The sequence below is a fragment of the Bacillus sp. CZDM1 genome (assembly GCF_055502545.1).
Genome location: NZ_JBUESO010000006.1, coordinates 210,578 through 227,329, shown reverse-complemented (window position 1 = coordinate 227,329; position 16,752 = coordinate 210,578). Strand labels below are relative to the sequence as shown.

Here is a 16,752-nt window from a genome sequence, read left to right as displayed (position 1 = left end):
GTTGCCGGTCTGGCACCTTCATATGGTCGTGGAGCAATGACTAACCATTGGAATGATCTGCAGTATACTGATTGTGCATTAATCATTGGCGCAAACCCTGCTGAAAACCATCCAATCAGCTTTAGATGGCTGCAAAAAGCAAAGGATAAAGGCGGTAAAATTGTCTCGGTTGACCCGCGTTATACAAGAACATCTTCTATGGCTGATGTGTATGCACCGCTTCGTTCTGGAACGGATATTCCGTTTATTGGGGGAATGATTAAATACGCGCTTGATCATGATTTAATTCACAAAGAGTATGTTGTTAACTATACAAACGCTAGCTTTATAGTAAAAGATACTTATAGTTTTGAAGATGGCTTGTTCTCTGGCTATGACGAAGCAAAACGCGCTTATGATAAAACAAAATGGGCATGGGAAAAGAACGAAGATGGAACACCTGTAAAAGATATGACGTTACAGGATCCTCGCTGTGTTTTCCAATTAATGAAGAAGCATTACTCACGTTATGATGTCGATACAGTAACAGCAGTAACGGGTACAGCTAAGGAAGATTACGTAAAGGTTTGTGAAACGTTCTGTGCAACTGGTCAGGTTGGAAAATCTGGAACAATCATGTATGCAATGGGTACAACCCAGCACACAGTTGGAACACAAAATGTACGTGCCTATGCAATGCTTCAGCTTCTTTTAGGTAATATTGGTCTGCCTGGCGGCGGTGTAAACGCAATGCGCGGTGAATCTAACGTACAAGGTTCTACAGACTTTGGTCTGCTTTATGGAAACTTAACAGGCTATCTAAACTCACCAACCTCAAAGGTTCCAGAGAATGCAACCCTTAAAGGCCATATGGAAAAAGAAACACCAAAAACAGGTTATTGGAGCAACAAGCCGAAGTTCATCGTCAGCTTATTGAAAGCATGGTATGGACCAAATGCTACAGCAAACAATGAATTTGGCTATCAATACCTGCCAAAGGGCAATAAAAACTACTCACACATTAACCTTTTTAAAGCCATGTATGAGGGTAAGCTGGAAGGTGCGTTCCTATTTGGAACAAACCCAGTCGTCGGCGGACCAAATGCGGGCAAGGAAAAAGAAGCACTTGGCAACCTGAAATGGTTAGTAGCGGTTGACCTTTGGGAAACAGAATCGGCATCGTTCTGGCAGAAAGAAGCAGGCAGTGACCCATCTAAGGTCAATACAGAAGTATTCCTTTTACCAGCATGTTCTTCTTATGAAAAAGAAGGAAGTATTTCAAACAGCTCCCGCTGGATGCAGTACCGCTGGCAGGCAATTAAGCCATTAGGAGAGTCAAAAGCAGACTTAGAAATCATTCATGAGCTCACTACAAGAATTAAAGCTCTTTATAAAAATGAAGCCGGTCCTGCTGCGGCACCAATCAATGCATTATATTGGAACTACGGCACAGGACATCATCCTGATATCGATCTAGTAGCGAGAGAAATCAATGGCTATGATGTGAATACAGGAAAATTAATTGCCGGATTTGGGAATCTGAAAGATGATGGCTCAACCTGTTCCGGTAACTGGATCTATTGCGGCTTCTACCCAGAAGAAGGAAAGAATCGTTCTAAAAACCGTGATAACAAAGACACGGGTATGAGCAACTACCTAAACTGGTCTTATGCTTGGCCGATGAACCGTCGTATTCTATACAACCGCTGTGCAGCTGATCTAAACGGTAAGCCATGGAGCAAGGACAAAGAGGTCATTTGGTTTGATGCTGTTCAAGGTAAGTGGGTTGGACATGATGTACCAGATTTTGTCGCCATTAAGAAGCCGGGAGAACCTGGATTTACATCACCGTTTATCATGATGGCTGATGGAGTAGGCGGGTTATATGCACCAACATTAAATGATGGTCCATTCCCTGAACACTATGAACCATTTGAAAGTCCAATTCCAAATCCGTTCTCAAAGCAGGAAATTAACCCAGCGATTCAATTATTTGATGGGGAATTTAATAAGCGCGGCTTTAAAGCGGACTTCCCAATCGTGGCTACAACGTATCGTGTAAGTGAGCACTGGCAGTCCGGTTCCATGACGCGTAACCAAGAATGGTTATCAGAGCTTGTTCCACATATGTACATCGAAATGAGTGAAGAGTTAGCTAAGGAAAAGGGCATTAAAAACAAAGATAAAATCATTGTCAGCTCAGCCCGTGGTGAGGTAAAAGCCTTCGCAATGGTGACGAAACGCTTTAAGCCTCATAAAATCAATGGCAAAAATGTTCATCAAATCGGAATGCCATGGCATTTTGGATATAAAGGAATTGCAACTGGGGATACAGCAAATCGCCTGACGCCTCATATCGGGGATGCCAATACAACCATTCCAGAATATAAGGCATTCCTCTGTGACGTAAGGAGGGCTGACTAATGGCTACTGAATATGTGAAATTTGTAGATGTGACCAAGTGTGACGGCTGTCGTGCCTGTATGGTTGCCTGTAAAAACTGGAATGACCTTCCGGCTGAACAACAGGACTTTCTTGGAAGCGCACAGTCACATGCGAAAACAACGGCAGATACATGGAATGTATTGCAATATATCGAGCATGAAGATTCAAAAGGCAAACTTGACTATCTGTTCCGTCACTCTGCATGCTTCCACTGTACGGATGCTGCCTGTGAAAAGGTTTGCCCGGAAAATGCAATCAGCTACACTGATTTTGGTACTGTTGTCATTGACCATGAGAAATGTGTAGGCTGTGGATACTGCGTCAATAACTGTCCATTTGAAGTCATTTCCCTTAAGGAATATGTTGATAAAAATGGTGACAAATACAGAAAAGCTCATAAATGTACCATGTGTACAGATCGTCTTGAAGAAGGCTTACAGCCTGCCTGCGTTACAACCTGTCACACAGGAGCAATGGAGTTTGGAAACAAAGATGAGATGATTGCAAAAGCAGAAAAGCGCGTAAACGAAATCAAGGACCGCTATCCAAATGCAATGGTATATAACCCGAAAGGTGTTGGCGGAACGCATACGGTTTATGTACTTGCAGAAAAACCATCCGTTTACGGTTTGCCTGAAAACCCTAAGGTTCCAACATCTGCTGTGATTTGGAAAGACTATGCACAGCCAATTGGTAAAATGATGATTGGTGCAACCACGATGGCGGTTGTCGGTGCTTTTATTACCAATACCATCATTAGCAAGAAAAAGAATGGTAAAAACGTAGACGGAGGTGACAGCCATGAGTAAACCTCAAAAGTCGACAATAAAAGTAAGACGTTTTTCGAAGGCATTTGTTTGGGCGCATGCTGTTAACGCGATTTCCTTCTTCGCCCTCTATATTACGGCTTTGCCAATGTATACGGAGTTTTTTGACTGGCTGTATCCAGTTCTTGGCGGACCGGAAGGGGCTCGTCTCCTTCACCGAATCTTTGCCGTTGCATTTGTAACACCAACGTTTATCTGGGTGATTTTTGACTTCAAAGGCTTTAAGCTATGGATGAAGGAACTAGTTACGTGGAAAAAACGTGACCTTGAATTCTTTACTGAATTCGTAAAAGAGCTGTTCGGATTTAATTTTAAACACATTAGACAAACGTTCTTTAACGCAGGTGAAAAGATTAACTCAATTATTCAAATCTTCACTGCCATTTTAATCATTGGATCAGGTATCCCAATGTGGTTCCCTGAATTCTTCCCAAGAGCTTTCGTTCAATGGGGATATTTGTTACACAACATCGGTTTCGGTCTAGCTATTGCGGTAGTAGTCGGACACGTCTATCTATCTGTTATACACAAAAACTCTAAACCAGGATATACCGGAGTTATCACAGGTGAAGTACCTGCATGGTGGGCACAAGAACACTATCCAGACTGGTATGACGAAGAAGTCGCAAAAGGCAACTTCCCTAAACTAGACGACCCGCATAAACCAAATAGTCCAGGTCCAACTACTGGTCATAACAAGAAAAAGAAAAAAGGCGCATAACCAAGTTAAAAGTTAATACCAAAAAAGGCTGTCTCTCGCAGGACAGCCTTTATTTAAAAAAAGAAGAGGTGCACACGATGAAAAAATCTGTTGTTTCAAAAGAATATCAGAATTTACAGAAGGATATTTTAACCCTTCAAGAGAATTGGAAGAAGAGTATCAATCCTGAATCTATTATTCCAAATCTTGATAAAGCGGCGATGTCAGCAGGAGTGCCAGCGGCTGCATTAGCGTCTATTAATTTCGAAATTTCACTATTCTTACAGTGGATAGAGGAAATAAACGTACTTTTAATCAAGATGAATCCTGAGCTTGAAACAAAGCTTGCTGGGATTAGCGCTCTATTAAACGAAGAAACTGCGATTCGCTGGATCGATGAAGCCTTTTCTTTTAATAGTATGTATTTTGCTAGTTTTGCGGAAGAAAATGGGCTTGAAGCGTGGATTCCTCAATTCCTGGCAGAAACAGCATTAAGGCCATACTTGCAGCTGACAGCAGAAAAACTTCAGGACGAAATCACTCATGCTGTTCCATTTGCAGGCTGCCCTGTTTGCGGTGAACCAGCTCGGCTTGCCGTTCTAGAAGATGAAGGAAAAAAGGTAATGACATGTCCGCGCTGCCTGGCACATTGGAATGCAAAGCGTGTTGAATGTGCACATTGCGGCAATGATGACCATAACACCATCCAGTTTATCTCCATTGAAGGGGATGCAGCCTCACAAATTCAGGTTTGCGAAAAGTGTACAGGATATATTAAAGTGATAGATACAAGACAATATCTCAGCAAGCCTTCAGCTGCCATGCTGGACTTAAATACGATTCATCTAGATTTTGTAGCCCAGGAGCAAGGATATCAAGCGGTTGGAGAAACGAAAAGCGGAAGCGCCTTGACCAAGGGCGACAGGCATTAGACGATCCGGCGAGAAGGTTGGTCTTTACCTTCTTGACGGATTGGCTAATGCCCCCGAGCCCTTAGGCGCTGCAGCTAGACAAGTAAAACAATCAAATTAAGAAGGTGCTTTTTCATGAAAGCTGGTGCTATTATTTTATCAGGCGGGAAATCAAGCAGAATGGGCACAAACAAGGCGCTCCTTAAACTAAATGAGAAGACGACAATTGAAAGAATGGTTGATATTCTTAAAATCTATTTTGATGATATCATTCTTGTCACCAATGATAGGGAATCCTATCAGTTTTTAGGAGTGAAGATGGTGTCTGATCACTATCCTGGAAAGGGACCGCTTGCAGGATTTCATGCCGGCTTACGTGCTTCGGAATATGATGTGAATTTCATAGTAGCGTGTGACATGCCATTTATGTCCGGAGAACTAGCTGCTGCCCTGGTGAATATGATTGACCATCACGATGCCTTAGTTCCCGTTATTAATGGAAAAATGCAAACTTTATGTGCGGTTTTTCAAAAGAAGTGTGTAACGAAAATTGAAGAATGTATTGAAAATGGACGTCTTCCAATCAAACATCTGCTTGATCATTTAAATGTCCTTTATGTAACGGAAAAAGAACTGCAAGCCTATACCAACATCGATATGGAGCGAGTTTTTTTCAATATGAATCATCCCCATGAGTATGAGGACGCAAAAAAATGGCTGGAAGCTGATTAGGCAGGAAGGATGTAAGGCACAGTGCAATTTTTCAAAGTAAAAACAGTTGAAGAAACGTTTGCAATGATTAAAGAAAAAATTCCAGCGATAAAAGCTGCCGAAGAACGCTCTCTTGAAGAGGCTCTTCAATATATATTGGCGGTGCCTGTCACCGCGAAGGAAAATGTCCCTGGCTTTGATCGCTCAACGGTGGATGGCTATGCTGTGAAAGCAAAGGACACTTATGGGTCCTCTGATTCCATGCCGGGGTTTTTAACGGTGGTGGGAGAAGTTTCAATGGGAGAATCTGCTTCGCTCCCTGTCGGTCAAGGGGAAGCCGTCTATGTCCCAACAGGCGGGATGATTCCTCCAGGAAGTGATAGCGTGATAATGATTGAACATTGTGAAGATCATGACGGACTATTAAACACCTACAAGCCAGTAGCACCTGGTGAAAATATTATCCGTGCAGGCGAGGATATCCGTGAAGGGGAAATTCTCCTTCCAGAGGGGACAATGCTCAGACCTCAGGAGTTAGGTGCGATTGCCTCCCTGGGTATTAGCCATGTAAGTGTTTATCGTAAGCTTAAGGTCGGGTATCTATCATCGGGTGATGAAATTGTTCCCTATCAAACAGAAAAACTTTCAGAAGGACAAATCCGTGATATTAACTATTTGACGATTTCCGGGCTCGCAAAACAATGGAATGTTGAGGTTGTGTACGGTGGAATTGTGAAGGATGACTATCAGGAGTTTCAGCAAAAAGCACAGGCTTTATATAATGAAGTGGACTGCTTAATTCTCTCAGGGGGAAGCTCGGTCGGAGCAAAGGACTACACAACAGATGTGATTCAGTCCCTAGGTTCACCAGGTGTGTTCGTGCATGGCATATCTATTAAACCAGGGAAACCTACGATTCTTGCAATGGCGAATGGAAAACCGGTCATAGGCCTGCCGGGTCATCCAGCCTCAGCGATGATTATTTTCATGCTATTTGGCGAAAAGATTATTCAAAAGTTAAAAGGTGAAAAAATCGATAAGAAGCCTGATCGGATTTTTGCCCGGATTACCAAGAATATTCCTTCTGCACCAGGGCGTTCCGATTATATTCGTGTTCGTTTGATGGAGAAAGGAGGAGAATGGTGGGCGGAGCCGATTATCGGGAAATCAGGGCTAATTACGACGTTAGTAAAAAGCGATGGAATTGTTGAGATTAGTTCAGAAAAAGAGGGTATTTCACAGGGGGATTATGTACCTGTGATTGCAACACGATGAGGGGGATAAAATAGATGGACCAGAAACGCTATAAACGGAAAATATATTTAGAGGACAAACCCCGATCGGAAGCGAAAACAGAAATTCTTGAGAACTTTTCTCTGCCCCTTGAAGTAGAAATGATTCCAATAAGTGATGCCCTTGGCCGTGTGACGGCTGAGCCAATTTTTGCAAATGTTTCAATGCCTCATTACCATGCATCTGCCATGGATGGAATTGCGGTAATCGCTGAAAAAACATATACCGCCCATGAGCAAAATCCACTTCAGCTTAAGCTGGGAATTGATTTTGCTATAGTGGATACAGGAAATGCGATTCCAGCTCCATTTAATGCGGTAATCATGATTGAACATGTCGATATTATCGATGAAGAAAATGTTGAAATTATTGAGCCCGCAACTCCGTGGCAGCATATACGCCCGATTGGCGAGGATATTGTACAGGAGGAAATGCTTTTCCCGCAGGGACATATACTAAGACCAGCGGATTTGGGCGTTCTGTTAGCATCCCAGCAGCTTCAGATTCCGGTTGCGAAAAAGCCAGTTGTCACCATCATCCCGACAGGTAATGAGCTAGTCGAGGCGGATAGCGTACTTTCTTCTGGAAATATTATTGAATTTAATGGAACGGTATTTGCGAACTTTGTAAAGGATTGGGGCGGGGAGCCGAGACTTCATCGGATTGTGAAGGACGACCCTGAAATGATCAAGTCTGTATTGCTTGAAGCAGCAGAGACTTCGGATATTATTGTCATTAATGCTGGATCCTCAGCAGGTTCAAAGGATTATACCGTACATATCATCACCGAAATTGGAACCGTATTCACCCATGGTGTGGCCGCAAGACCTGGGAAGCCTGTGATTTTAGGGAAAATAAATGAAAAGATTGTCGTAGGTGTTCCAGGATATCCTGTCTCCGCCTATTTGTCCTTAGAATGGTTTGTCAGGCCGTTGATTTGCAAGTATTTACAAATCCCTGAGCCAAAAAGGCAGACGGTTACCGTCAAGCTTGGCCGCCGTATCGTTTCAGGTATGGGTGCCGAGGATTTTGTACGAATGAATATCGGCTATGTGAATGGACAATTTGTTGCAAATCCGCTGACAAGAGCGGCGGGGGTAACGATGTCCTATGTGAGAGCAGATGGCCTTCTTGTCGTGCCAGCCAACGTCATTGGCTATGAACAAGGTGATTTTGCTGAAGTCGAGCTTTTAAGGCCGCTTGAGGAAATCAAAAATGCGATTATGTTTTGCGGCAGCCATGATTTGACCATTGATCTTTTATCCTCACAGGTGAAAAGAGTCCGTGCAGATATGAAGATTGTTTCAGCGCATGTCGGCAGTATGGCTGGTATTATGGCAATTCGAAAAGGAGAGGCCCATGTAGCGGGCATTCATTTGCTTGATCCGAATACAAAGCAATATAATATCTCATATGTTAAGAAAATGTTAGCTGGTGTGGATGTTGTCCTCTATCCATTTTTAAAAAGAAAGCAAGGATGGATTTTACCAAAAGGAAATCCGCTGGGGATTGAAACACTGATCGATATCGCTGAGAAAAAAGCGAATTTTGTTAACCGTCAAAAAGGGGCAGGAACAAGGATTCTCCTTGACATGCTTCTTAAGGAAAATGGGGTTTCTTCTGATGAAATTACCGGATATGATCGTGAAATGTTCTCACACTTAGCGGTTGCAGCTGAGGTAAATGGGGATGGTCATGGAGCGGGGCTAGGGATTTATCCAGCTGCAAAGGCCATGGACTTGGATTTTATTCCTGTTGGTGACGAAGAATATGATTTATTGATGACGAGAAGCTTCTATGAAAGTGAAAGCTGCAAATTATTAATCGACATTATCCAATCCCCGTCCTTTAAAGAGCAGGTCGAAAAGATTGGCGGATATGAAGTAGTGGAAAACGCAGAGCCAAAGAATTTGGGCTGAAGAGGTGGAGAAAATGAACTTTCAAATTTCAAAAGAACCGATTGATATCCAATCGGTTATTGATAAGGTCGTTCAGCGCAATGCTGGAGCGATCACTACTTTTATTGGAACCGTTCGTGAATTAACAAAAGGGAAAAAGACACTATTCTTAATTTACGATGCGTATGAAGCCATGGCTGTGAAAAAGCTTGAGCAAATCGGCAGAGAGATTGAAGAGCGCTGGGAAGGTTCTCAGGTCGCCATTACCCATCGTGTCGGCCGTCTTGATATCACGGATATCGCCGTTGTTATTGCTGTTTCCACACCACACCGTGCCGATGCTTACGAGGCCAATCGGTATGCGATTGAGAGGATTAAAGAAATTGTCCCGATTTGGAAAAAAGAGCATTGGGAAGATGGCGAAGAGTGGATGGGCAACCAGCTTGAAACGGTTGCTTATCCAAGCGGCAAACCTGAGGAGGACGATTTGAATGAATAAAGTAATGTTTTTCGCTCATTTGCGTGATGCAGTTGGCGAAGAGTTTCTTCGATTAGATGCGACAGGTAAAAGTGTGGCTGAATTGAAAGCAGAATTGGCGGCAATCTACAATCTTCCTAAATTGGATACCGTTATGACGGCCGTTAACGAAGAGTTTGCCCAGGACGATGAAGTGATTCAAGACGGAGATGAAATCGCCTTTATCCCGCCAGTAAGCGGCGGCTGATCAGAGAAAAGGCCATAAATAGGGGTTTACTCTCGGATAAGCGAGGGTTACTCTCGGATGGCAGAAATTACTCTCGGATGGCGAGGATTACTCTTGGATGAGCGAGGGTTACTCTCGGATAGCGAGAATAACTCTCGGATGAGCGGGAATAACTCTCAGATGGCAGAAATTACTCTCGGATAAGCGAGATTCACTCTTGGAAGGGGAAGCAGAATGAACGAACGATATTCACGACAGGTCCTCTTTCCGGGGATCGGAAAAGAGGGGCAAGCTAAAATCCGTTCGAAGCATGTGTTGATGATCGGTGCGGGGGCGCTTGGTTCTGGGAATGCGGAGATCCTCATTCGGGCAGGCGTTGGCAGGCTGACGATTGTCGATAGAGATTATGTCGAATCAAGCAATTTGCAGCGCCAGCAGCTCTATACCGAGGAGGATGTGGCGGAGAAACTTCCGAAGGCTGCTGCCGCTGAAAAACGGCTTAAGGCAATCAATTCGGATGTTGAAATAAACGCTATCATCGGCGATGCCACTCCAGCGATGCTCGAGGATTTGGTGAAGGATGTAGATATCATCATGGATGCTACCGATAATTTTGAAACGCGGATGGTCATGAATGATGTTTCACAAAAGTATCAGATACCGTGGATCTACGGGGCGTGTGTCGGCAGTTATGGGATGAGTTTTTCGATTATTCCTGGGAAAACCCCATGCCTAAATTGTTTGTTGCGGACAATCCCGATGCAGGGATTAACGTGTGACACCGGTGGAATTATCTCGCCGGCTGTCCAGATGGTCATTGCACATCAAAGTGCCGAAGCGCTCAAAATGCTCGTCGAGGACTGGGATGCGGTTCGAACTTCGTTTGTCAGCTTTGACTTATGGCGGAATCAATATACAAGCTTGAAAATGGGGAAAGCCAAATTTGCAGGCTGTTTATCGTGTGGCGAGGAGAGGACTTACCCTTATCTCGACCAGGAAAATATGACAAAAACCACTGTTCTATGTGGAAGGGATACGGTGCAAGTTCGCCCATCTGCTAAAGGTGAAATATCGCTAGAGAAGCTGGCAGAACAGCTTAGTACGCTAGGATATATCGTAAAAGGGAACCCTTATCTTTTATCAGTAGAAATGGGAAGTGAGCGGATGGTTATCTTTAACGACGGCCGTGCCCTCATTCATGGAACGAAAGATCTTACACATGCAAAATCTATTTACCAGAGAATATTGGGCTAAGAACTCGTACCTTTATGGTGCGGGTTCTTATTTTTTTGACAAAACCTAACATGTTTCACGTGAAACAATGAAAGGTGTCGAATTTCTAATTGATAGAGGAATTTGGTATGATGATATAGAGATTGAAATAGAGGAGTTAATAAATGGTGGATATTTCAGTAGATAAATTACTAAGGAAAATAGAAGAGGAATTAAAACTGGCGAAAAACAGCACGAAGCAAGAAAACTTGCGGGAAAAAGTGTACTCTATTAAAATATTATGCGAGTTGATACTAGATGAAAAGCAGACCCAGCAAGAATTACCGTTAAAAGCTGCGTATCAACCAGTAATGGTGCAGCCAGCGGTTCAGCAGCCAGTCTCACTAAATCAACCAAAAAAACTAGAAATGGAAGACGAAGCAAACGGAGATTCTTTATTTGATTTTTAACTTGAAGAAAGCGGGGAAAACATGAAGACTTTTATAATAATTGGAGCGATTAATGCCTTTTTAGCTGTAGCACTTGGAGCCTTTGGGGCACATGGACTTAAGGATAGACTAGATCCTCATTATCTGGAAATTTGGAAAACAGGTGTCACCTATCAAATGTTTCACGCAACAGGTCTTTTGGTAATTGGAATTCTCCTCGGAAAGGTAGGAGCTAGTTCTTTCTTTACTTGGTCCGGCTGGTTATTTTTTATCGGAATCATTCTTTTCAGCGGCAGTCTTTATGTTTTAAGCTTGACGAAGGTAGGAGTGCTGGGGGCGATCACGCCGCTTGGCGGAGTATGCTTCTTAGCAGGCTGGGTTTTGATGATTATCGGTACCGTTAAAGATTTGTAAAATAGTAAAAAGGCATTGGACCTGACTTCCAATGCCTTTTGTTTTTATCTTGGAGGATAAGTACCTAAAGCTGGTGCTCCGGCTCCAAAAGGATATTCATATTCAATTTCTTCATCAAACGTAATGTAATCGACCGGCACCATAGGAATGAGGAAGCGTGTGCCAACCTGCGGGTCACTTAATATAATATGGTCCCTCCCGGCTGCCTCAATAATGCCAACAAATTTCTTGGCATTCCATTGATTGTTCCCCTCGAAGGTTGCATAAACGGTGGCTAACTTCCCTTTGTTTAAACGTAAAATATTTTCGATGTACGATTGTTCAACTGGCAGCATTCCCTGAGGCTGTGGAGCTGCTGCAGGAGGCCCCGATGGAACTCCTTGTTGTGGGAACTGCGGAAATCCTTGCTGTTGCTGTCCAGGAAAAAATCCCTGCCCTTGATATGGAGTTGCGGCTCCCTGTCTAGCTTGATAGGGCTGATACCCTTGTTGATTATAATACTGATTCATCTTTTCCCCTCCTAAAAAATGACTAACCCTTTTGTACCAACATTCTATTCATACTCCCAGAAGCCTAAATGGTGACAATCGGGATAGTCCCGTTTGTGAGATGATTCGGAGCAAAAACTTAAGACTCGCTGTTTTATTAGTATGAGGAGGAAAGGGGAAATATGACTTACCGAAAATACAAAAAAAGTCCTCAGCTTATGCTGAGAACTTTCTAGATTAAACATGTAAGAATCGAGATACTCTTTCCTCTTCTAACAGATTGCCAACAAAGAAGGCACCAAATTCACCGTAACGTGCACTTACTTCGTCAAAACGCATTTCGTAGATCAGCTTTTTAAATTGAAGAACATCTTCAGCAAAAAGCGTTACGCCCCATTCGTAGTCGTCAAAGCCGACTGAACCGGTAATGATTTGCTTTACTTTTCCTGCATATGTACGGCCAATCATACCATGGCTGCGCATCAAATTGCGGCGCTCTTCCATCGGCAGCATGTACCAGTTATCATTGCCCTGACGGCGTTTGTCCATTGGATAGAAACAAACATGCGCAGTTTTAGGAAGTTTCGGATATAAACGAGCAAGAATTTGCGGGTTTTGGTATGGATCCTCACCAGCAGGCAAATAGTTGCTGAGTTCCACAACGGATACATAAGAATGTGCTGGAATTGTAAATTCAGCTAATTTTGTTTTATTAAATTCTGTTTCAATTTCGTTTAGTTCTGCCATTGTCGGGCGTAAAATCATCATCATAAAATCAGCTTTTTGACCAACAACAGTATATAAAGCATGGCTGCCTTCGTTCCGTTCCTGCGTGTGATTCCACTTTTCAACGAGACTTAAAAACTCGTGAATCGCCGATTGACGTTCATCACTTGAAAGCATTTTCCAAGTCGTCCAATCAACCGTACGGAAATCATGCAAACAATACCAGCCATCAAGCGTTTGAGCTGCTTCACTCATTATAATCACTCCTAAATAATCATTCTTCTTATTTACAATCTTTACTATATCATAGTTTGACCAAGACACGCTCGAATAAACCTCCTTGGATAATTTTATGAAAAGAGGTAAATAGTAAAGGATAGTGTGGAGTTTTTTGAAAATAAGAACATTTGGGTGAAAACGCTGCCTAAGTTGAAATTTTCAACAGGTAAAGTATGCTAAAAGTAGTAGATGTATTTAGGGAGGATTTAATGTGGCAGATTTATTTGAAGGTTTAAAACAAAAATTATCAGGCCGTGATATGAGAATCGTTTTTCCTGAAGGCTTGGATGAGCGAATTGTCAGAGCAGCCAGCAGACTTGCGGAGGAAAAGCGACTAACTCCTATTTTGGTTGGAAATATCGAACAGGTTCAGGCTAAGGCCAAGGAGCTTGGTGTTTCCTTAGAGGCAGCGGAAATTTATGACCCAGCAAGTTATGCAGCCATGGACGAGCTTGTGGCAGCGTTTGTGGAGCGCCGTAAAGGAAAAGCGACGGAAGAAGATGCGCGTAAGATTTTATTAGATGAAAATTACTTCGGTACCATGTTGGTGTACTTGAATAAAGCAGACGGATTGGTTAGCGGCGCGGCGCACTCTACAGCCGATACGGTCCGCCCTGCGCTGCAAATTATTAAAACAAAAGAAGGCGTGAAGAAAACGTCTGGCGTCTTCATCATGGTTCGTGAGGATGAAAAATATGTATTTGCCGATTGCGCCATCAATATTGCTCCGGACAGCAATGATTTAGCGGAAATTGCGGTAGAAAGTGCGAAAACGGCGGATATGTTCGATATGGAACCTCGGATTGCAATGCTAAGCTTTTCTACAAAGGGTTCAGCGAAGTCCTCAGAAACGGAAAGAGTCTCAGGGGCAGTGGTAGAAGCAAAGCGCCGCGAGCCATCCTTGGTAATCGATGGTGAGTTCCAATTTGATGCTGCATTTGTTCCATCTGTGGCGAAAAGTAAAGCACCGGATTCACCGCTTCAAGGGGACGCGAACGTATTTATTTTCCCAAGCCTCGAAGCTGGAAACATCGGCTACAAAATTGCCCAGCGTTTAGGCGGGTTCGAAGCAGTTGGTCCGATTCTTCAAGGGTTAAACAAACCTGTGAATGACCTATCACGCGGCTGTAATGAAGAAGATGTCTATAAATTGGCATTAATCACGGCGGCGCAAGGAATAAAATAGTGTTTTTAGAGCCAGTCCGGGGTTGGGCTGGCTTTTCTGATGGTGGGTTTTTGCGTTATGGACTATTTTTGTAGGGTTATGGACTTTTTTGCGTGGTGTTTGGACTATTTTCAATAGGTTATGGACCTTTTTGGCTGGCATTTGGACTTTTTTAAAGGGGTTTTGTACTTTTATACATTTTATGGAAAATTCGAGCACCTGTTTAAACCAGAATCTTTTTGCTAAAATAAGCTTACTATTCATTTTGAGGAGAAAAACAATATGGAAGGTTTATTGCGTCAACCAGAATGGCGGATTATCGATCAGTCGACAGCTGGCCGTCATTTTCAAGCATTACAGTCCTTTGGTACAGATGATACGTTATGTGCCTCTGTCGGTTCTGGACAGGCTCCTGCGACGGCTAGAACCTGGGTCCATCACAATACCATCGTCCTCGGGATACAAGATACGAAACTGCCATTCTTAAATGAAGGTAGACAATTTCTTGAGGCACAGGGCTATCAGTCTATTGTCCGGAACTCAGGCGGGTTAGCGGTGGTGCTCGATGAGGGTGTTTTGAATATCTCATTGATTCTGCCTGAAAAAGAAAAAGGGATCGATATAAACCGCGGGTACGATACGATGTGGCAGCTTATTCAGGATATGTTCGCGGAATATAATAAGCGTATTGAGGCAAGGGAAATCGTCGGCTCTTATTGCCCGGGAAGCTATGATCTGAGTATTGATGGGAAAAAGTTCGCTGGTATTTCCCAGCGCCGCCTCAAAAAAGGGGTCGCGGTTCAAATCTATTTATGTGTCAATGGCAGCGGCAGTAAGCGGGCACAGGTAATAAAACAATTTTATGAGATTGCTAAAAATGAACAGCAAACTAAGTTCACCTTTCCGGAAATTGTACCGGAAGTGATGGCTTCTCTCTCTGAGCTTTTGGAAACGCCATTTACCATATCAGATGTGATGCTGCGTCTATTGAAACAATTAAAAAAGAACAGTGTCCATCTTTACTCAGGAGGATTAAATGAGCTTGAATTGGACCTCCTCCCCGGCTACTATCAAAGGATTATTGAGCGAAATGAAAAAATATAAAAGCCGTAATCCAAAAGTGGATTTACGGCCCTTTTTAAGAGGATATTGTTCTTCTCCCAATAGCTTTGTCTAGCGCAAGCGCCGATAGGCAGGCGCTTTTAGCTTTTCGTTTTACTCAGCGACCTTTTCTAAGTTCCCGTTACGGTCCATCTTGAATTTTGTCGCAGGTCTTTCTTCTTCTTCAAATAATACAAGCTTACGAGCGCGGTTCATGATTTTCATGAGTGTCTCGTAATCTTCCTGGATGGTTTCGGTATTTTGCTCGAGACCTTCAATTTTTGCAGACATTTCTTGATTTTGCTTACGTAACTCTGCGATCTCGCGCTTTAATCTTTCATTCTCACTTTTTAATGCTTCATTTTGCAGATTCGCATGATTAAAGTTTTGTAAGTAATCAATGACGCTATCAAGTGATAAACCTGACGCCGTTTGTGCTGTTGGTCTGTAAACTGGCGCTGCAGGTTTAACGTATGTCTCAGCTGCAACCTCTGTTGTTAAATCTGGCATTTCATAAGCTGCTTCCATTTGTACTTCGATTGGTGCAGAAAGTGTTTCAAAGTCATCTGCAGCCGGTACTGGAGGATTATAAAGTAACTTTTTCTTTCCTCCTTGGTCTTTCCCTAACACTCTTTGTCTTTGTTTACGCTGTTTTTTTGCTAATTGCAATGCTTTTTCATAGCGATGGCGCACAACTGCATTCCATCTGAATCCACAGGCTGCAGATGTCCGATTTAGCTTGTCACCAACCTCTTCAAAAGCATTCAGCTGGGTACTTCCTTCACGTACATGGCGAAGGACGGTTTCAGCTAACAATAAATCATCTTCATCTGTCCAGGCATCTTGCCGTACTTTCATTCTTTTCAACTCCCTAAATATAATTTCAATGAACTCGGAGACGAGTTTTTAAAAGTTCTAGTCTTATCTTGGACAAGTTTTGTAAGCTTTATACCAAAATGTCTGCAAGGATAATAGTTTTTTTAACTAAAAGAGTTAGAAGGATTTCAAACGAAAAGCAACTTGCAATGGATAGAAAGAAATTGTAAAATACCTAAGGAGTTAAACCGTAAATATATTGGATAAAATAGTAATAATAGATAGCCCAAAAGAAAGGGTGGAAGTAATGTCAAATGAATTCCGCGTTTGTGATGACTGTCAGGCGGTGAATCCGAAGACATTGATCCCTCGTTTGAAAGAATTGGATCCTGAAGCTGAAATAAAAATTGGCTGCCAATCTTATTGTGGACCTGGCCGGAAGAAAACATTTGCCTTTGTCAATAACCGTCCGGTTGCTGCCCTAACCGAAGAGGAATTAATGGAGAAAGTAAATAAAAAGCTAAAATAATCACCTGCGACTACGCGTTCCTAGGTGATTTTTCATTTCATGTAATTGTCGAAAAATCCTGCAGAAAATTGTTGGGAATTGGGATATAATAGAAGAAAGTTTAGA

At 42.8% G+C, this 16,752-nt stretch carries 17 protein-coding genes and 1 pseudogene; 15 read left to right on the top strand and 3 right to left on the bottom strand.

Annotated features, from left to right (window positions below):
* From fdnG to ACY3XC_RS16025, 12 genes and pseudogenes are all read left to right on the top strand, one after another.
* Positions 1-2,403, top strand: a pseudogene (gene fdnG / locus ACY3XC_RS16080) (formate dehydrogenase-N subunit alpha); the annotation flags it as partial.
* Positions 2,403-3,233 (top strand): 4Fe-4S dicluster domain-containing protein, encoded by an 831-nt coding sequence (locus tag ACY3XC_RS16075; RefSeq protein WP_464869436.1) that lies wholly within the window; start codon positions 2,403-2,405, stop codon positions 3,231-3,233. The pseudogene fdnG and the gene ACY3XC_RS16075, both read left to right, overlap by 1 nt.
* Positions 3,226-3,972, top strand: a complete 747-nt coding sequence (locus ACY3XC_RS16070) for a formate dehydrogenase subunit gamma (protein ID WP_464869435.1) — start codon at positions 3,226-3,228, stop codon at positions 3,970-3,972. Before ACY3XC_RS16075 ends, ACY3XC_RS16070 begins: the two co-directional genes overlap by 8 nt.
* Before the next feature lie 77 nt (positions 3,973-4,049).
* Complete coding sequence (locus ACY3XC_RS16065) at positions 4,050-4,883, top strand: formate dehydrogenase accessory protein FdhE (RefSeq protein ID WP_464869434.1); 834 nt, start codon at positions 4,050-4,052, stop codon at positions 4,881-4,883.
* Positions 4,884-4,997: 114 nt separating this feature from the next.
* Complete coding sequence (mobA, locus tag ACY3XC_RS16060) at positions 4,998-5,594, top strand: molybdenum cofactor guanylyltransferase (protein WP_464869433.1); 597 nt, start codon at positions 4,998-5,000, stop codon at positions 5,592-5,594.
* A gap of 21 nt (positions 5,595-5,615) precedes the next feature.
* Positions 5,616-6,848: a molybdopterin molybdotransferase MoeA gene (locus tag ACY3XC_RS16055; protein WP_464869432.1), complete on the top strand. Its 1,233-nt coding sequence runs from the start codon at positions 5,616-5,618 to the stop codon at positions 6,846-6,848.
* Positions 6,849-6,862: 14 nt separating this feature from the next.
* Complete coding sequence (locus ACY3XC_RS16050; RefSeq protein WP_464869431.1) at positions 6,863-8,785, top strand: molybdopterin biosynthesis protein; 1,923 nt, start codon at positions 6,863-6,865, stop codon at positions 8,783-8,785.
* Positions 8,786-8,798: 13 nt separating this feature from the next.
* Entirely contained in the window at positions 8,799-9,263 is a 465-nt protein-coding gene (locus tag ACY3XC_RS16045; protein ID WP_283862806.1) for a molybdenum cofactor biosynthesis protein MoaE, read from the top strand.
* Positions 9,256-9,489, top strand: coding sequence for a molybdopterin converting factor subunit 1 (gene moaD, locus ACY3XC_RS16040; RefSeq protein WP_179157999.1), 234 nt, complete (start codon positions 9,256-9,258; stop codon positions 9,487-9,489). Before ACY3XC_RS16045 ends, moaD begins: the two co-directional genes overlap by 8 nt.
* Positions 9,490-9,702: 213 nt before the next feature.
* Positions 9,703-10,722, top strand: coding sequence for a thiazole biosynthesis adenylyltransferase ThiF (locus ACY3XC_RS16035; RefSeq protein WP_464869430.1), 1,020 nt, complete (start codon positions 9,703-9,705; stop codon positions 10,720-10,722).
* Between the two features lie 143 nt (positions 10,723-10,865).
* Complete coding sequence (locus tag ACY3XC_RS16030; RefSeq protein WP_464869429.1) at positions 10,866-11,150, top strand: YwdI family protein; 285 nt, start codon at positions 10,866-10,868, stop codon at positions 11,148-11,150.
* Positions 11,151-11,171: 21 nt separating this feature from the next.
* Entirely contained in the window at positions 11,172-11,543 is a 372-nt protein-coding gene (locus ACY3XC_RS16025; protein ID WP_464869428.1) for a DUF423 domain-containing protein, read from the top strand.
* A 44-nt stretch (positions 11,544-11,587) separates the two neighbouring features.
* Here ACY3XC_RS16025 and gerQ read toward each other — a convergent pair whose 3' ends face one another.
* Both gerQ and hemQ read right to left on the bottom strand, forming a co-directional pair.
* On the bottom strand, positions 11,588-12,052 hold the full coding sequence (gene gerQ / locus ACY3XC_RS16020) for a spore coat protein GerQ (protein ID WP_464869427.1): 465 nt from the start codon (positions 12,050-12,052) through the stop codon (positions 11,588-11,590).
* Positions 12,053-12,268: 216 nt separating this feature from the next.
* On the bottom strand, positions 12,269-13,012 hold the full coding sequence (gene hemQ, locus ACY3XC_RS16015) for a hydrogen peroxide-dependent heme synthase (RefSeq protein ID WP_464869534.1): 744 nt from the start codon (positions 13,010-13,012) through the stop codon (positions 12,269-12,271).
* Positions 13,013-13,247: 235 nt separating this feature from the next.
* On the opposite strand from hemQ, the gene pta reads away from it, so the two are divergent.
* Both pta and lipL read left to right on the top strand, forming a co-directional pair.
* A complete protein-coding gene (pta, locus tag ACY3XC_RS16010; RefSeq protein WP_464869426.1) occupies positions 13,248-14,222 on the top strand; it encodes a phosphate acetyltransferase in 975 nt (324 codons plus the stop codon).
* Positions 14,223-14,483: 261 nt separating this feature from the next.
* Positions 14,484-15,305 carry an octanoyl-[GcvH]:protein N-octanoyltransferase gene (lipL, locus tag ACY3XC_RS16005; RefSeq protein WP_464869425.1) on the top strand — a complete coding sequence of 274 codons (822 nt, stop codon included), beginning with the start codon at positions 14,484-14,486 and terminating at the stop codon, positions 15,303-15,305.
* A gap of 111 nt (positions 15,306-15,416) precedes the next feature.
* Here lipL and ACY3XC_RS16000 read toward each other — a convergent pair whose 3' ends face one another.
* On the bottom strand, positions 15,417-16,160 hold the full coding sequence (locus ACY3XC_RS16000) for an RsfA family transcriptional regulator (protein ID WP_464869424.1): 744 nt from the start codon (positions 16,158-16,160) through the stop codon (positions 15,417-15,419).
* Between the two features lie 265 nt (positions 16,161-16,425).
* Between ACY3XC_RS16000 and ACY3XC_RS15995 the strand changes: the two genes are divergently transcribed.
* Positions 16,426-16,647 (top strand): YuzB family protein, encoded by a 222-nt coding sequence (locus ACY3XC_RS15995; RefSeq protein WP_464869423.1) that lies wholly within the window; start codon positions 16,426-16,428, stop codon positions 16,645-16,647.
* The last annotated feature ends 105 nt before the right edge of the window (positions 16,648-16,752 follow it).

What these genes read in the sequence shown, in the direction of transcription:
- ACY3XC_RS16045 (WP_283862806.1), top strand. Translation starts at nt 8,799, where the DNA reads ATGAACTTTCAAATTTCAAAAGAACCGATTGATATCCAATCGGTTATT.
- ACY3XC_RS16070 (WP_464869435.1), top strand. Translation starts at nt 3,226, where the DNA reads ATGAGTAAACCTCAAAAGTCGACAATAAAAGTAAGACGTTTTTCGAAG.
- gerQ (WP_464869427.1), bottom strand. Translation starts at nt 12,052, where the DNA reads ATGAATCAGTATTATAATCAACAAGGGTATCAGCCCTATCAAGCTAGA.
- ACY3XC_RS15995 (WP_464869423.1), top strand. Translation starts at nt 16,426, where the DNA reads ATGTCAAATGAATTCCGCGTTTGTGATGACTGTCAGGCGGTGAATCCG.
- ACY3XC_RS16035 (WP_464869430.1), top strand. Translation starts at nt 9,703, where the DNA reads ATGAACGAACGATATTCACGACAGGTCCTCTTTCCGGGGATCGGAAAA.
- ACY3XC_RS16025 (WP_464869428.1), top strand. Translation starts at nt 11,172, where the DNA reads ATGAAGACTTTTATAATAATTGGAGCGATTAATGCCTTTTTAGCTGTA.
- moaD (WP_179157999.1), top strand. Translation starts at nt 9,256, where the DNA reads ATGAATAAAGTAATGTTTTTCGCTCATTTGCGTGATGCAGTTGGCGAA.
- ACY3XC_RS16000 (WP_464869424.1), bottom strand. Translation starts at nt 16,160, where the DNA reads ATGAAAGTACGGCAAGATGCCTGGACAGATGAAGATGATTTATTGTTA.
- ACY3XC_RS16030 (WP_464869429.1), top strand. Translation starts at nt 10,866, where the DNA reads ATGGTGGATATTTCAGTAGATAAATTACTAAGGAAAATAGAAGAGGAA.
- ACY3XC_RS16065 (WP_464869434.1), top strand. Translation starts at nt 4,050, where the DNA reads ATGAAAAAATCTGTTGTTTCAAAAGAATATCAGAATTTACAGAAGGAT.
- mobA (WP_464869433.1), top strand. Translation starts at nt 4,998, where the DNA reads ATGAAAGCTGGTGCTATTATTTTATCAGGCGGGAAATCAAGCAGAATG.
- hemQ (WP_464869534.1), bottom strand. Translation starts at nt 13,012, where the DNA reads ATGAGTGAAGCAGCTCAAACGCTTGATGGCTGGTATTGTTTGCATGAT.
- ACY3XC_RS16050 (WP_464869431.1), top strand. Translation starts at nt 6,863, where the DNA reads ATGGACCAGAAACGCTATAAACGGAAAATATATTTAGAGGACAAACCC.
- lipL (WP_464869425.1), top strand. Translation starts at nt 14,484, where the DNA reads ATGGAAGGTTTATTGCGTCAACCAGAATGGCGGATTATCGATCAGTCG.
- ACY3XC_RS16075 (WP_464869436.1), top strand. Translation starts at nt 2,403, where the DNA reads ATGGCTACTGAATATGTGAAATTTGTAGATGTGACCAAGTGTGACGGC.